14 protein-coding genes are annotated in these 14,078 nt (G+C 68.0%); 3 read left to right on the top strand and 11 right to left on the bottom strand.

The window, feature by feature from the left end; translation table 11 throughout:
• Window positions 1-146 precede the first annotated feature (146 nt).
• The 5 genes from E8F12_RS11665 to glcD all read right to left on the bottom strand — a co-directional run bounded on the left by E8F12_RS11665 (window position 147) and on the right by glcD (window position 6,689).
• On the bottom strand, window positions 147-2,321 hold the full coding sequence (locus tag E8F12_RS11665) for a malate synthase G (RefSeq protein WP_280325388.1): 2,175 nt from the start codon (window positions 2,319-2,321) through the stop codon (window positions 147-149).
• A 19-nt stretch (window positions 2,322-2,340) separates the two neighbouring features.
• Entirely contained in the window at window positions 2,341-2,742 is a 402-nt protein-coding gene (locus E8F12_RS11660; protein WP_280325387.1) for a heme-binding protein, read from the bottom strand.
• A gap of 166 nt (window positions 2,743-2,908) precedes the next feature.
• Window positions 2,909-4,126 carry a glycolate oxidase subunit GlcF gene (glcF, locus tag E8F12_RS11655; protein ID WP_280325386.1) on the bottom strand — a complete coding sequence of 406 codons (1,218 nt, stop codon included), beginning with the start codon at window positions 4,124-4,126 and terminating at the stop codon, window positions 2,909-2,911.
• Window positions 4,127-4,134: 8 nt separating this feature from the next.
• Window positions 4,135-5,190, bottom strand: a complete 1,056-nt coding sequence (gene glcE / locus E8F12_RS11650; protein ID WP_280325385.1) for a glycolate oxidase subunit GlcE — start codon at window positions 5,188-5,190, stop codon at window positions 4,135-4,137.
• On the bottom strand, window positions 5,190-6,689 hold the full coding sequence (gene glcD / locus E8F12_RS11645; protein WP_280325451.1) for a glycolate oxidase subunit GlcD: 1,500 nt from the start codon (window positions 6,687-6,689) through the stop codon (window positions 5,190-5,192). The genes glcE and glcD overlap by 1 nt, the downstream gene beginning before the upstream one ends.
• A gap of 234 nt (window positions 6,690-6,923) precedes the next feature.
• Between glcD and glcC the strand changes: the two genes are divergently transcribed.
• Both glcC and E8F12_RS11635 read left to right on the top strand, forming a co-directional pair.
• Window positions 6,924-7,697 carry a transcriptional regulator GlcC gene (glcC, locus tag E8F12_RS11640; protein ID WP_280325384.1) on the top strand — a complete coding sequence of 258 codons (774 nt, stop codon included), beginning with the start codon at window positions 6,924-6,926 and terminating at the stop codon, window positions 7,695-7,697.
• 53 nt (window positions 7,698-7,750) lie between these two features.
• Window positions 7,751-7,936 carry an aminoglycoside phosphotransferase family protein gene (locus E8F12_RS11635; protein ID WP_348532421.1) on the top strand — a complete coding sequence of 62 codons (186 nt, stop codon included), beginning with the start codon at window positions 7,751-7,753 and terminating at the stop codon, window positions 7,934-7,936.
• A gap of 124 nt (window positions 7,937-8,060) precedes the next feature.
• On the opposite strand, the gene E8F12_RS11630 is transcribed toward E8F12_RS11635, so the two are convergent.
• Together E8F12_RS11630 and E8F12_RS11625 are read right to left on the bottom strand one after the other, a co-directional pair.
• On the bottom strand, window positions 8,061-8,882 hold the full coding sequence (locus tag E8F12_RS11630) for a class I SAM-dependent methyltransferase (RefSeq protein WP_280325383.1): 822 nt from the start codon (window positions 8,880-8,882) through the stop codon (window positions 8,061-8,063).
• A 9-nt stretch (window positions 8,883-8,891) separates the two neighbouring features.
• Window positions 8,892-9,164, bottom strand: coding sequence for a DUF4242 domain-containing protein (locus tag E8F12_RS11625; RefSeq protein WP_280325382.1), 273 nt, complete (start codon window positions 9,162-9,164; stop codon window positions 8,892-8,894).
• Window positions 9,165-9,378: 214 nt separating this feature from the next.
• Between E8F12_RS11625 and E8F12_RS11620 the strand changes: the two genes are divergently transcribed.
• Window positions 9,379-10,350, top strand: a complete 972-nt coding sequence (locus E8F12_RS11620) for an AraC family transcriptional regulator (protein WP_280325381.1) — start codon at window positions 9,379-9,381, stop codon at window positions 10,348-10,350.
• 110 nt (window positions 10,351-10,460) lie between these two features.
• Here the strand turns inward: E8F12_RS11620 and E8F12_RS11615 are convergent, their stop codons facing one another.
• The 4 genes from E8F12_RS11615 to E8F12_RS11600 all read right to left on the bottom strand — a co-directional run bounded on the left by E8F12_RS11615 (window position 10,461) and on the right by E8F12_RS11600 (window position 14,074).
• A complete protein-coding gene (locus tag E8F12_RS11615; RefSeq protein WP_280325380.1) occupies window positions 10,461-12,002 on the bottom strand; it encodes a DHA2 family efflux MFS transporter permease subunit in 1,542 nt (513 codons plus the stop codon).
• A 12-nt stretch (window positions 12,003-12,014) separates the two neighbouring features.
• Window positions 12,015-13,088 carry an HlyD family secretion protein gene (locus E8F12_RS11610; protein ID WP_280325379.1) on the bottom strand — a complete coding sequence of 358 codons (1,074 nt, stop codon included), beginning with the start codon at window positions 13,086-13,088 and terminating at the stop codon, window positions 12,015-12,017.
• Between the two features lie 22 nt (window positions 13,089-13,110).
• Window positions 13,111-13,539, bottom strand: coding sequence for a MarR family transcriptional regulator (locus E8F12_RS11605; protein ID WP_280325378.1), 429 nt, complete (start codon window positions 13,537-13,539; stop codon window positions 13,111-13,113).
• Between the two features lie 103 nt (window positions 13,540-13,642).
• Window positions 13,643-14,074, bottom strand: coding sequence for a group II truncated hemoglobin (locus tag E8F12_RS11600; protein WP_280325377.1), 432 nt, complete (start codon window positions 14,072-14,074; stop codon window positions 13,643-13,645).
• Window positions 14,075-14,078 lie beyond the last annotated feature (4 nt).

Raw genomic sequence — 14,078 nt, 5'->3', positions numbered from 1 at the left:
GCAGGGATTAGCGTGCGGTTATCGGACGGGAATAGGTGGGGTCGCCGAGGGCCGGCCCGGATTCGAGGCATGCCGTAGGGTGCGCTGCGCGCACCGGAACCTCTGCGCGAGTACTTTGGTGCGCGCGGCGCGCCCTACGGATGGGGTCATGCTTGGTGCTTGAACGCCAGGCGGAACCGATGCAACAGCGGCTCGGTGTAGCCGCTGGGCTGGGCGCAGCCTTCTAAGATCAGGGCGCAGGCGGCCTGGAAGGCGATGGAGGCGTCGAAGCCCGGCGCCATCGGCCGGTAGTTCGGGTCGCTGGCGTTCTGCTGGTCTACCACCTTCGCCATGCGCTGCAGCACGTCCAGCACCTGCTCGCGGCTGACCACGCCATGGCGCAGCCAGTTGGCCATGTGCTGGCTGGAGATGCGCAGGGTGGCGCGGTCTTCCATGAGGCCCACGTCGTGGATATCCGGCACCTTGGAGCAGCCGACGCCCTGTTCCACCCAACGCACCACATAGCCGAGCAGGCCCTGGGCGTTGTTTTCCAGTTCTTCGCGTATGGCGTCCGGACTCCAGTCGGGAATTTCGGCGACCGGCACCGTCAACAGGCCGTTCAGCAGCCCTTCGCGCTCGGCGGCGAGATCGATACGCTCCAGCACCTGCTGCACCGCCTGTACATCCACCTGGTGGTAGTGCAGTGCGTGCAGCGTCGCGGCGGTGGGCGAGGGCACCCAGGCGGTGTTGGCGCCGGCCCTGGGGTGGGCGATCTTCTGCTCCAGCATGGCGGCCATCAGGTCCGGCATGGCCCACATGCCCTTGCCGATCTGCGCCCGGCCGCGCAGGCCAGAGGCCAGGCCCACCAGCACGTTGTTGCGCTCATAGGCCTGAATCCAGGCAGTGGACTTCATGTCGCCCTTGCGCAGCATGGGACCGGCTTCCATGGCGCTGTGCATCTCGTCGCCGGTGCGGTCGAGGAAGCCGGTATTGATGAAGGCAACCCGTGCCGCGGCCGCGGCGATGCAAGCCTGGAGGTTGGCGCTGGTGCGTCGCTCCTCGTCCATGATGCCCATCTTCAGGGTGTGGCGGGGCAAGCCCAGCAGGTCTTCGACGCGGCCGAAGAGCTCGTCGGCGAAGGCGACTTCGGCCGGGCCATGCATCTTCGGCTTGACGATATAGATGGAGCCGCGCCGTGAGTTGCGCCGGCTCTTCAGGTCATGCAGGGATGCCAGGGTGGTGATCACGCCGTCGAGGATGCCCTCGGGGATCTCCCGGCCTTCACCGTCGAGGATCGCCGGGTTGGTCATCAGGTGGCCGACATTGCGCACGAACATCAGCGACCGGCCGGGCAGGCTAAGCGCCGAGCCGTCGGCGGCGGTGTAGCCACGATCCGGATTGAGGCTGCGGGAGAAGGTCTTGCCGCCCTTGCTGACGGCCTCGGTGAGGTCGCCCTTCATCAGGCCCAGCCAGTTGCGGTAGACCTGCACCTTGTCGGAGGCGTCCACCGCGGCCACCGAATCCTCGCAATCCATGATGGTGCTGAGGGCGGCCTCCAGTAGCAGGTCCTTGACCCCGGCAGCGTCGGTCTTGCCTATCGGGTGGGTGGCGTCGATCTGGATCTCGACGTGCAGGCCGTTGTTCTTCAGCAGGATGGCGCTTGGTGACTCGGCTGGGCCCTGGTAGCCGACGAAGCGCTGCGGATCGCGCAGGTTGCTCTGGAGGTTGCCGAGGCTGACCTGCAGCCGGCCGTCCTCCACCCGGTAGCCAGTGGCCTCGGCATGGGAGCCGGCGGCGAGCGGCGCGGCCTGGTCGAGGAAGGCGCGGGCGAAGGCGATCACCCGCGCGCCGCGCGTCGGGTTGTAACCGGCGCCTTTCTCCGCGCCGCCATCTTCGGGGATGGCGTCAGTGCCGTAGAGCGCGTCGTAAAGCGAGCCCCAGCGCGCATTGGCGGCGTTCAGCGCATAGCGCGAATTGGATACCGGCACCACCAGCTGCGGTCCGGCCTGTTCGGCGAGTTCAGGGTCGACATTGGCGGTGCTGATCCGTTCCTGCCTCGGTTGCGGCACCAGGTAGCCGATTTCGTCGAGAAAGGCACGGTATGCCGGCATGTCACGAATCGGACCGGGGTTGGCGCGGTGCCAGGTGTCCAGTTCGCTCTGCAGGCGGTCGCGTTCTGCGAGCAGGGCACGGTTCTTCGGCGCCAGGTCATGTACCAGGGCGTCGAAGCCCTGCCAGAAGGCGGCCGGTTCCAGGCCGGTGCCCGGTAGCGCTTCGTTGTCGATGAAGGCGGCCAATTCGGCTGCCACCTGCAGGCGGTGGCGGGATAGGCGTTCGGTCATGCTGTTTCTCCGATGAATGTCAGGCCAGGCACTGGGCGCCGGCACGGGCGATCTGGGCATCCTGCTCGGCCTTGACGCCGGACACGCCGACGGCGCCGACCACCTGGCCGTCCACCAGCACCGGCACGCCGCCTTCCAGGGAGGTGAGCAGTGGCGCCGAGAGGAAGGCGCTGCGCCCGCCATTGACCATGTCTTCATACGCCTTGGACTCGCGGCGGCCGAGGGCGGCCGTGCGGGCTTTCTCGGTGGCGATGTAGGCACCTATCGGCGCGCAGCCGTCGAGGCGCTCCAGGGCCAGCGGATGGCCGCCGTCATCGACCACGGCGATGGCCACGTTCCATTGGTTGGCGTCGGCCTCGGCACGGGCAGCGGCGAGGATTCGAGTGACTTCGGTGTAGCTCAGGATGGCTTTGTGCTGCATGGGGGCCTCGAAGGGTTGTTCGATCTGTTTCCCCTCTCTCACGAGCGGGGCATCGGCTTGTGCTCGTTGGGCTTCGCTCCGCTCAGCCCAACCTACAAAGGCACCGGGGTCACCCGTAGGTTGGTGCTGAGCCTGCGAAGCCCAACATTGCTGGCAGGGTCTTTCTTCAGCCCATGGCTTCGTCCACCAGTTCGATCCAGTGCCGCACCGGTGTACGGCCGGCGCCGTCCAGGTGGGTCTGGCAGCCGATATTGGCGGTGGCGATGACCTGGGGTTGGCCGCTCTCCAGGGCGTTGAGCTTGTTGTCACGCAGCTGCCGCGACAGCGCCGGCTGGGTGATGGAGTAGGTGCCGGCGGAGCCACAGCAGAGGTGCGCGTCCGGCACCGGCGTCAGGTGGAAGCCCAGACGGGTGAGAACGCTTTCCACCGCGCCGCCGAGCTTCTGCGCGTGTTGCAGGGTGCAGGGGCAGTGGAAGGCCAGGCGCAGGTCGCCGCGGATGCCGAGGCTTTCCAGCGGCGCGTCGCGCAGCACTTCCACCAGGTCGCGGGCCAGCTGGCTGACCCGCTCGGCCTTGGCGGCATAGCGCGGGTCGTCCTTGAGCAGGTGGCCGTAATCCTTGACGAAGGCGCCGCAGCCGCTGGCGGTCTGCACGATGGCTTCGGCGCCGTCCTCGATGGACGGCCACCAGGCGTCGATATTGCGCCGGGCTCGGTCGAGGCCGGCGGCCTGGGCGTTCAGGTGGTAATCCACGGCGCCGCAGCAGCCCGCCTCGCGGGCCGGTATGACGCTGATGCCCAGGCGGTCCAGCACCCGCGCGGCGGCGGCATTGGTGTTGGGGGAAAGCCCCGGCTGCACGCAGCCTTCGAGCATCAGTACATGGCGGGCGTGGCGGACAGCGGGGCGTGGACGGGCCGGGCGAACCTCACGCGGCAGCTTGGCCTTGAGCGCTTCCGGCAGCAGCGGGCGGAAGGCGTTTCCGGTGTGCACCAGCGCCTTGAACAGCCCGGCATGGGGCACCAGGGTGCGCAGCCCGGCGCGCAGCATGCGCTCGCCAAGGGGGCGTGGCACCTGTTCCTCGACCACCGCGCGGCCGATATCCAGCAGGTTGTGATACTGCACGCCGGATGGGCAGGTGGTCTCGCAGTTGCGGCAGGTCAGGCAGCGGTCCAGGTGCTGCAGGGTGCTGGCACTGGGCTCATGGCCTTCCAGCACCTGTTTCATCAGGTAGATGCGCCCGCGCGGGCCGTCCAGTTCGTCGCCGAGCAACTGATAGGTGGGGCAGGTGGCATTGCAGAAGCCGCAGTGCACACAGCTGCGCAGGATGGCTTCGGCCTCTTCGCCGCGCGGCAGGGCGCGGGCCTGTTCACTCAGATGGGTTTGCATGTTCGGCCTCAGACCTCTGCGTACATCCGCCCGGGGTTGAAGATCCCCTGCGGGTCCAGTTGCGCCTTGAGCTGGCGGTGATAGCGCAGCAGCGCGGCCGGCAGCGGCTGGAAGGGGTTGTCGCAGGCTGCGAAGCAGGTGGCGTGGCCTCCGGCGCGGCTGGCGACGGCGCGAATCTCCTCGGCCGGTGCCTCGGACTTGAGCCAGCGCTGGGCGCCACCCCAGTCCACCAGTTGGGCGCCGGGCAGGTCCAGGGCCGGGGTGTCGTTGGGCAGGGACAGGCGCCAGAGCGGGCGGGGATCGGCGAAGAAAGGCAGGCGCTGCTCCTTGAGGTCTTCCCAGAAGCCCGGCTCCACGGTTTCGCAGCCGAGACGGTCGCGGGCGGCGGCTACCGAGCCCTCGCCACCTTCCAGGCGCAAGTGCAGAAAGTCGCCATCATGGCAGGCGGCGCTGATGGGCAGCGGCTGCTGGCCCCATTCGGCAAGCTTGCGCAGGGCTTCCGCCACCTCTACCGCCAGGCGCAGATTGGCCACGGCGCGGGGCTTGGGCAGCACCTTGAGGGAAACCTCGGTGAGTACCCCGAGACAGCCGAAGCTGCCGGCCATCAGCCGCGACAGGTCGTAGCCGGCAACGTTTTTCATCACCTCGCCGCCGAAGCGCAGGTGCTTGCCGCCACCGGTGATCACGCGCGTGCCGAGGACGAAGTCCCGCACCGAACCGGCCCAGGGCCGGCGCGGCCCGGACAGCCCGGCGGCGACCATGCCGCCCACAGTGGCGCCGGCGCCCAGGTGCGGCGGCTCGCAGGCGAGCAACTGGCCCTGGGCGTCCAGCGTCTGCTCCAGCTCCACCAGCGGCGTGCCGGCGCGCACCGTCACCACCAGCTCGGTGGGGTCGTAGGTGACGATGCCGCGGTGCTCGCGAGTCTCCAGCAGTTCGCCGGCCACTGGCCGGCCGAGGCGCGCCTTGCTGCCGCCACCCTGGATACGCAGCGCACGGCGCGCGGCGATGGCGTCATTGACCTGTTCCAGCAACCGGGCGCTGGCATCGAAGGATGTCTGGCTCATCAGAAGCGCTCCAGTTCGGGGAAGGGCAGCTGTCCCGCGTGCACGTGCATGGCGCCGAACTCGGCGCAGCGGTGCAGGGTGGGGATGTTCTTGCCGGGATTGAGCAGGCCGCTGGGGTCGAAGGCCGCCTTCACGCCGTGGAAGAGGGTCAGCTCGTCGGCATTGAACTGGGCGCACATCTGGTTGATCTTCTCGCGCCCGACGCCGTGCTCGCCGGTGATACTGCCGCCCACCGCCACGCAGAGTTCGAGGATTTTCCCGCCCAGGGCCTCGGCCCGCTCCAGTTCGCCGGGCTGGTTGGCATCGAAGAGGATCAGCGGATGCATGTTGCCGTCGCCGGCATGGAACACGTTGGCCACTCGCAGCCCGTACTCGGCCGAGAGATCGGCGATTCCGCGCAGCACGCCAGGCAGCTCGCGGCGCGGGATGGTGCCGTCCATGCAGTAGTAGTCCGGTGAGATGCGCCCCACCGCCGGGAAGGCGTTCTTGCGTCCGGCCCAGAAGCGCACGCGCTCGGCTTCGTCGCGGGCCAGGCGTACCTCGGTGGCGCCGGCCGCTTCCAGCACCTCGCGCACACGCTCGCAGTCGTCGTGGACGTCCGCTTCCACGCCGTCCAGCTCGCAGAGCAGGATAGCTTCGGCGTCCACCGGGTAGCCGGCATGGATGAAGTCTTCGGCGGCGCGGATGGCCAGGTTGTCCATCATTTCCAGGCCGCCGGGGATGATGCCGGCGGCGATGATATCGCCCACCGCGCGGCCGGCTTTCTCCACCGAGTCGAAGGCCGCCAGCAGCACCTTGGCCACCTGCGGCTTGGGCAGCAGTTTCACCGTCACTTCGGTGACCACGCCGAGCAGGCCTTCCGAGCCGGTGAACAGCGCCAGCAGGTCGAAGCCGGGGCTGTCCAGGGCGTCGGAGCCCAGGGTCAGCCGCTCGCCTTCCACCGTGAGGATCTCCACCTTGAGCAGGTTGTGCACGGTCAGGCCGTATTTCAGGCAGTGCACGCCGCCGGCGTTCTCCGCCACGTTGCCGCCGATGGAGCAGGCGATCTGCGAGGACGGGTCCGGTGCGTAATAGAGGTCGAAGGGCGCCGCCGCCTGGGAAATCGCCAGGTTGCGCACGCCAGGCTGGACGCGGGCGTAGCGCCCGGAGGGGCTGACTTCGAGAATGCGGTTGAAGCGCGCCATCACCAGCAGGATCCCCTGTTCCAGCGGCAGCGCGCCGCCGGACAGGCCGGTGCCGGCGCCACGGGCCACCACCGGCACGCGGCGCTGGTGGCAGAGCCTGAGCAGCTGCTCGACCTGCTCGACGCGCTCCGGCAGCACCACCAGCATGGGCGTGGTGCGGTAGGCGGAGAGGCCGTCGCATTCGTAGGGTTTGAGGTCTTCCTCGCGGTGGAGGATGTCCAGGTCCGGCAGGCGCTCGCGCAGCTCGGCCAGCAGCGCGGCCTTGTCGACTTTCGGCAGCGCGCCGTCCACGCGCTCGTCGTAGAGGATGTTCATCGCAGGCTCGGTCTTGTTGTTCTGGCTCCGGCGGTTGCCGGGCATTCCTGAATCCATCATTGGCCCTGTTTTCGCCTGTCGTCCACCGGTTGCTCGACTGGTCCTACCAGTTTTTTCGCCGAGGGAGGCAAAGGTGCTTCATTCGTTTTCCGGCTGTATCTATGCTGTAGGGCGTTTCATACAGGTCGTGGAAATGTGGTTGGTAACTGGTCCTACCAGTTGGAGGAAAGACCGATGCCCGGCGAAAAGCCCGCTGAACGCCGCCAGGTCGCCGATGTGGTGGCCGAGCGTATCGAGCAACTGATAGTCGATGGCGTGCTCAAGACCGGGCAGGCGCTGCCTTCCGAACGGCGCCTGTGCGACAAGCTGGGCATTTCCCGCTCGGCGCTGCGTGAGGGGCTGAAGGTGCTGCGAGGGCGCGGCATCATCGAGACCCGCCAGGGCAGCGGTTCCTATGTCGCCGAGCTGACCGGCCCACGCGACGCCAGCCCGCTGATGCACCTGTTCAGCTCCCAGCCGCGCACCCTCTACGACCTGCTGGAAGTGCGCGCGCTGCTGGAGGGCGAGTCGGCCCGGCTGGCGGCGCTGCGCGGTACCGATGCGGACTTCGTGCTGATCACCCGACGCTACGAGGAAATGCTGGCGGCCCACGCCGAACCCGAGGGATTGGACTCCCAGGCCCATGCCCACCTGGACCACGCCTTCCACCTGGCCGTGTGCGAGGCCTCGCACAACCCGGTGCTGGTGCACACGCTGCAGTCCCTGACCGATCTGATGCTGAGCTCGGTGTTCGCCTCGGTGAACAACCTCTACCACCGGCCGCTCAGCCTGAAGCAACTCGACCGCCAGCACTCGCGGCTCTACCACGCGGTGATCGAGCGCCTGCCGGAACAGGCCCAGCGCGCTGCCCGCGACCACATCCACAGCATTCGCGACAGCCTCAGGGAGATCGAGCAGGAGGAGCAGCGCCTGGTGCGGGCGACCCTGCGATTAGAGGGCTGGACCTGATTCGGATCTGCTGTGCGGAAGATGGCACTTCGATCCCAAAGGAGCACAAGGCCGTGTTCGAGCCCTATATGACGAAATGGAGCCTGCAACTCGACGGCGCGCCTATCCGCACGTCCGGCAGCGATCTGCTGCCGGTGCGCCATGAGGGGCTGCCGGCCATGCTGAAGATCGCCCGCGACAGCGAGGAGAAGGTCGGCGCCTTGCTGATGTGCTGGCCTATGCCGGGCTGCCGCCGCTGAGGCGGAATGTGCCGAGGCTACCAGATTTGCGGAATATTCAGGATGGGGCTGGACAAGAGCCCGGATGAAATCCGGGGAGGGCTGCATCGAGCCTCCAGGATTCCATCCGGGCTGCGGGTGCGGCTCAGGACCGCGAGTTGCGGGTGATCACCACTTCCAGGTACTCGCTGGGCACGACCAGGGAATCCGGCCCGGCCCGATTGCTGCGCTCCAGCAGTTCGGTCAGGTCGCGCTCCAGGGCTTCGGCGCCATCGGCGGGGAGGGCGGCGAAGGCCTTGTGGACCGGGCCGTACCAGGTGCGGAAGACCTCGATGAAATGCGCGGCCGAGCGGTAGCGGAAGTTGAACTGGCGGCGGGTCACCGAGATCGACCGGGCGCTGTCACCGAACAGGCTGTGCAGGTGCTCCTCGACGCCCCAGCGCGACGGCGGTTGCACCCCGGGTGGGGGCGGCAGGTGGCGGCCGAGGGTCTTGAACACCTGGCCGATGAAGCCTTCCGGCGTCCAGTTGGCCAGGCCGATGCGCCCACCGGGGCGGCAGACCCGCGCCAGTTCGGCGGCAGCCTTGGCCTGATCGGGGGTGAACATCACGCCGAAGGTGGACAGCACCACATCGAAGCTGGCGTCGTCGAACGGCAGGGCTTCAGCGTCGGCGGCCTGGAAGTGCACATCGAGGCGCTCGGCCCGCGCGCGTTCCTGGCCACGTTCCAGCAGGGCCGGCACGTAGTCGGTGGAGGTCACCCGGCCACCGCGGCGCGCGGCGGCGAGGGTCGCGTTGCCGTTACCGGCCGCGACGTCCAGCACGCTTTCGCCGTAACGCAGGTCGCAGGCCTCGGCCAGTAGCTCGCCGACGAGTTGCAGAGTGGTGCCGATCACGGCGTAGTCGCCGCTGGCCCAGGAGGCCATCTGCCGGGTTTTCAGGGCGCTGAAATCAGTTTCGCTGGTCATTTTCTGGGCTCACTCGGCTGTAGTAGGGTCGATGATCGAGCTGATGCGGGAGATGCGATTGGCGGGGAAGCCGCCTTGTCGGGCGTGCTCCCTCACCAGCTCCTCGCTGGCGGCGATGTAGACGCAGTACAGCTTGTCGTCGGTGACGTAGCTCTGGACCCACTGCACGTCTGGTCCGAGCTGGGCGAGCGCCCGGCAGGATTTCTGCGATATGGCCTTGAGGTCTCGTTCCGTGAGTTTTCCAGCTTCCGGTATCTCTCTTTCGATGAGGAACTTGGGCATGGTGACCTCTTGATCTTGGCTTGCGGGCACGCTTCGGGTGGATTGGGCAGCAAGGGGCGTGCAGGCGAACTATCCGCCTCCGGCGTGCCGCCGTCCTGTCCGAGCGTCGGCGAGGCTTGTCCGATCGTCCGTGAGTGCGTCCATTTATCCGGCCGGCAGTCGCGTTGCGCCGCTGGCGCCCAGAATTGCAGGGTGCGGCCTGAGGTGCGGGCGGATGGACGCTCTGTCGGAAACCCTGCGCGTCGTCCATCTGGTCGGCGCCATCTTTATCAATGCCAGGTTCAGTGCGCCCTGGTGCTACCAGTCGCCCCGCGCAGACAGCGTGGCGCCGCTGCTGGAGCCCGGCGCCGAACGGCTGGTGATCTTCCACCTGATCACCGAGGGCGAATGTTTCGTCGAGCTCGGCCGTGATGCGCCAGTGCGCCTGGTGGCTGGCGATGCGGTGATCTTTCCCCAGGGCCATGCCCATCGGATGACCTCCCAGCCCGGCCTGCCGCCGGCCACCGGCGCGCGCCTGGACGCAGTGCTGGCACGCCGGCCACGGCAGCTGTCCTACGGTGGCGGAGGCCCGATCACGCGACTGGTGTGCGGTTACCTGGCCTGCGATACGCGGCTGGCGGAGCTGCTGCTGGCCGGTCTGCCACCGCTGGTGCGGGTCAATGTGCGTGGTTCCAGCGCCGGGGCCTGGCTGGAGGCGTCGGTGCGCTATGCCCTGGCCGAGGCCAAGTCGCCGAGGCCGGGCGGCGAGGGCGTATTGGCCAAGCTGGCGGAGGTGCTCTTCATTGAGGTGCTGCGCTTGTACATGAACGAGCAGGCCGAAGGTCGCACCGGCTGGCTGGCCGGCCTTGGCGACCGCATCGTCGGCGCGGCCCTGAGCGCCTTGCACCGCAGCCCGGCCCAGGCCTGGACCCTGGAAGAGCTGGCACGTACCTCCGGCACCTCGCGTTCGGTGCTGGCCGAGCGCTTCCAGCTCTTGGTAGGCAGCTCACCGATGCAGTACCTGACCCAGTGGCGGATGCTGCTGGCGGCCAATCTGCTGTGCCGCAGCAACGCCCCGCTGGCGCGCATCGCCGAAGATGTCGGCTACCAGACCGATACCGCCTTCAGCCGGGCCTTCCGCCGCGAGTTCGGCGCGCCGCCGGCGGCCTGGCGGCGCAGCCGGGCGCAGCGCCAGCCAGCGGGATAATCCAGGCGCAATGGGTAGGGGCGCCGCGCGCACCAGCGATTGGTGCCAGCTCGGTGTCCACGGCCACTTGACCTGGTGCGCATGGCGCACCCTACGGACCGAGTCCGACTTCAATCCAGCACCACATGGGTATCGGGCGCGCCGGATGCCTTCGGCGGCCGGCGCAGGAGCAGCAAGAGGGGCAGGGCGGCGAGGGTGATGAACATCATCAGGCGGAAGTCCTGCAGGTAGGCCAGGGTCGCGGCCTGGCGGGTCACCTCGACGTTCAGCGCCGCCAGCCCGGCGGGGCTGGAAAGGTCGATGGCACCGGTTTCCGTGGCATGGGTCAGCGCCTGGTTGAAGGGGGTGATGAAATCGACGAATGCCGCATGGTTGGCCTGAGTGCGCTGGGCCAGGTAGCTGATCACCACCGAGATGCCGATGCCGCTGCCGACGTTGCGCATCAGGCTGAACAGCGCCGTACCGTCATTGCGGTAGCGCGGTGCCAGGGTGGAGAAGGTCAGGGTGGAAAGCGGCACGAAGATCAGCCCCAGGCCGAAGCCCTGGACCACCCCGGTGCGGATGATGTCGTAGGCGCTCACCTCCGCGGTGAAGTAGGTCATCTCCCACAGGGACTGGGCGGTGAGCAGCAGGCCCAGGCCGATCATCCAGCGCGGGTCGACCCGGGTGATCAGCCGGCCCACCAGCATCATCGCCAGCATGGTGCCGAAGCCCCGCGGGGCGAGCAGGTTGCCCACGTCCAACACCGGGTAGCCCATCAGGTTCTGCATGAAGGGCGGCAGCAGCGTCATGCTGGCGTACAGCATGATGCCGATCATGAAAATGAACAGCAGGCCGATGCTGAGGTTGCGGTCCCTGAACATGGCCGGTTCGATGAAGGGCTGGCGGTGGGTCAGCAGATGGACGATGAACAGATAGAGAGCGAGGCCGGCGAGCACGCCTTCGATCAGGATTTCGCGGCTGTGGAACCAGTCCTGGGACTCACCGCGATCGAGCATCAGCTGGAAGGCGCCGATGGCCAGGGCGAGCAGGGCGAAGCCGAGCAGGTCGAAGCGACGATCCCGCTCGATCGGGGTTTCCTTGAGGAAGGTCGCCAGGCCGAACCAAGCCAGCAGGCCGAAGGGCAGGTTGATGTAGAACACCCAGCGCCAGTTGTAGTACTCGGTGAGCCAGCCGCCGAGGCTGGGGCCAAGGATGGGCCCGACCATTACCCCCACGCCCCAGATGGCCATGGCCGAGCCGTGCTGCTCGGTGGGGTAGGTATCCAGAAGCACCGCCTGGGATAGCGGCACCAGGCATGCGCCGAACACGCCCTGGAGCAGGCGGAAGAGCACTATCTGCTCCAGGCTCTGGGCCGCGCCGCAGAGCATGGACGCGACGGTGAAACCGACGATGGACCACATGAACAGCCGCTTGCGGCCGAAGCGCGCGGCGACGAAGCCGGTCAGTGGCATGCAGATCGCAGCCGCGACTATGTAGGAGGTCAGCACCCAGCTGATCTGGTCCTGGGTGGTACCCATGCTCCCCTGCATGTGCGGCAGGGCGACGTTGGCGATGGTGGTGTCCAGCGCCTGCATGATGGTCGCCAGCATCACCGAAACGGTGATCAGCCAGCGGTGCGAGCCCGCGTCACGGGCGGCGGTCGCGTTCATCGCGGGCGTCCCTCAGGGCCACAGGCTGGCGAGGCTGCGCTGGTGGCCTGTGTCGATCTCGACCACCGCGCTGAGGCCGGCGCGCAGGCGCGGCAGGTCGGGGCCGGGTTGCAGGTGGATGCGCACCGGCACCCGCTGGGCCACCTTGACCCAGTTGCCGGTGGCGTTCTGCGCCGGCAGCACCGAGAACTCGGAGCCGGTGGCCGGGCTCAGGCTTTCCACCTCGCCCGGCCAGGTGCGGTCCGGGTAGATGTCGAAGCGCACGTCCACGCGCTGGCCGGGTCGCACGTAGGTCAGCTCCTTCTCCGGGAAGTTGGCTTCCACCCAGAGGTTGCCGTCGGCCACCAGGGTCATGGCGGTATTGCCGGCGCTGATGTACTGCCCCGGTTGTGGCACCTTGCTGACGCTGCCGGGCAGGGAGGCGCGCACCTCGACCCGTTGCAGGTCCAGCTTCGCCTGGTCCAGTTCGGCCTGGGCGGAGAGGTAGCTGGGGTGCTGCTCGATGGGCAGGTCGAGGCTGCCGCCGAGGTTCTCGGCGATGCGCTTGAGGTCGTGCTCACGGGCGTCGATCTCCTGCGCGGCCACTTGTGTGGCCTGGCGGGATTCGTCGAGGCGGGCAGGGGAGAGATAGCCCTTCTGCGCGAGGTTGGTCTGGCGTTGCAGGTCCTTCTCGGCAAAGGCGTGGCGGGTGCGGGCCAGCGCCAGTTCGGCGGTCTTCTCCTGGTAACCGGCCTTGAGCGCGGCGAGGTCGGTACGTACCTGGGCGAGGCGCGCCTCGGCCTTGGCCACAGCGATCCGGAAGCTGGCCGGATCGATGCGGAACAGCACCTGGCCGGCCTCCACCTGGTCGTTCTCGCGGGCCAGCACCTGGACGATGGTGCCCGAGACATCGGCGCTCACCGGTACTTTGTCGGCCTTGGCGTAGGCGTTGTCGGTCTCGACGTAGCGGCCGCCGTGGAGGTAGGCGAACAACGCCGCCACCACCACCAGCGGGGGGACGCCCAGCATCAGCACCACGCGCTTGAGGCGAGGCTGGGTGGCCACCGCTGCATCCTGCTCCGGAACTATGACGGTATGGGTGTTCATCGCATTGCCGTTCCTTGTGGAGTCAACGGGAGGACAGGTTTGCGCGCAGCTTGCGCAGCGCACTGGCAAGCACCATCGCCTCGGTTTCGCTGATGCCTTGCAGCGCCGTGACATGGATGGCGGCGCCGGCCGCGCGGATATCTTCCAGGGCCTTGTCGGCCTGCTCCCGGAGGTAGAGGCGGTAGGCGCGGCGGTCGTCCGGGTCGGCGCGGCGCTCCACCAGTCCGGCCTGCTCCAACTGGTCCAGGAGGCGGGCGAGGGTGATGGGCTTGATCTCCAGTTGCTCGGCCAGCTCCACCTGGCGGCAACCTTCGTTGCGCGCGACATGGGCCAGGGCGCGGGCCTGGCCGAGGGTCAGGGTGCTGCCGGTAATCTGTTGTTCGAAGGCGCGGCGCATCAGGCGCGAGGCGTCAGCGAGGAGGAATCCCAGGCTCTCTTCAAGGGCGGCCATGCTAAGGTCTCCATATAATAAGCATTGCTTACTATATCTCCGTGCGACGCGGCTCGTCAAAACGGGATGGATGGGCCGGTACCCTGTAGGGGCGAATTCGCCCCTACAACTGACCTTGGCCGTACCGCGCGCGGCTCGCCTGGACCACCCGGTGCGCCGGCACCCGCAACTGCGCCAGCAGGTACTCGGCGAACTCCTGCGAGAAGGGCTGCAGGGCGATGGCGCGTTCCATGCAGCCGAGCCAGGCGGCGCTGCCCGCCTCGTCGATCGGCCATTGGGCATGGAAGGTGGGGATGGAGATGGGGCCGTACTTCTCGCTGAACAGCTTCGGCCCGCCCAGCCAGCCGCTGAGGAAGCAGGCCAGCTTGTCGCGGGATTGCTCCAGGCTTTGCGGGTGCATGCGGCGCAGGTCGGCGGCTTCGGGCAATTCGTTCATCAGCCGGTAGAAGTCGTCGACCAGGCGGCGCAGGCCGTCGATGCCGCCGGCGGCCTGGTAGGAAGCGTCGCCGGTGCCGAAGGGGGGCGTGCTGCTCACGGAT

It is taken from the genome of Pseudomonas sp. BN102 (genome assembly GCF_029871245.1).
Taxonomy (GTDB): domain Bacteria; phylum Pseudomonadota; class Gammaproteobacteria; order Pseudomonadales; family Pseudomonadaceae; genus Metapseudomonas.
Note: the sequence above shows the minus strand (reverse complement) of the source record. Positions and strands in the feature narration are given on the sequence as shown.

Excerpts from the sequence above, each read along its gene's own strand:
- E8F12_RS11610 (WP_280325379.1), bottom strand. The coding sequence starts at position 13,088 with ATGAACACCCATACCGTCATAGTTCCGGAGCAGGATGCAGCGGTGGCC.
- E8F12_RS11665 (WP_280325388.1), bottom strand. The coding sequence starts at position 2,321 with ATGACCGAACGCCTATCCCGCCACCGCCTGCAGGTGGCAGCCGAATTG.
- E8F12_RS11625 (WP_280325382.1), bottom strand. The coding sequence starts at position 9,164 with ATGCCCAAGTTCCTCATCGAAAGAGAGATACCGGAAGCTGGAAAACTC.
- E8F12_RS11630 (WP_280325383.1), bottom strand. The coding sequence starts at position 8,882 with ATGACCAGCGAAACTGATTTCAGCGCCCTGAAAACCCGGCAGATGGCC.
- glcD (WP_280325451.1), bottom strand. The coding sequence starts at position 6,689 with ATGAACATCCTCTACGACGAGCGCGTGGACGGCGCGCTGCCGAAAGTC.
- E8F12_RS11615 (WP_280325380.1), bottom strand. The coding sequence starts at position 12,002 with ATGAACGCGACCGCCGCCCGTGACGCGGGCTCGCACCGCTGGCTGATC.
- E8F12_RS11660 (WP_280325387.1), bottom strand. The coding sequence starts at position 2,742 with ATGCAGCACAAAGCCATCCTGAGCTACACCGAAGTCACTCGAATCCTC.
- glcF (WP_280325386.1), bottom strand. The coding sequence starts at position 4,126 with ATGCAAACCCATCTGAGTGAACAGGCCCGCGCCCTGCCGCGCGGCGAA.
- glcC (WP_280325384.1), top strand. The coding sequence starts at position 6,924 with ATGCCCGGCGAAAAGCCCGCTGAACGCCGCCAGGTCGCCGATGTGGTG.
- glcE (WP_280325385.1), bottom strand. The coding sequence starts at position 5,190 with ATGAGCCAGACATCCTTCGATGCCAGCGCCCGGTTGCTGGAACAGGTC.
- E8F12_RS11620 (WP_280325381.1), top strand. The coding sequence starts at position 9,379 with ATGGACGCTCTGTCGGAAACCCTGCGCGTCGTCCATCTGGTCGGCGCC.
- E8F12_RS11605 (WP_280325378.1), bottom strand. The coding sequence starts at position 13,539 with ATGGCCGCCCTTGAAGAGAGCCTGGGATTCCTCCTCGCTGACGCCTCG.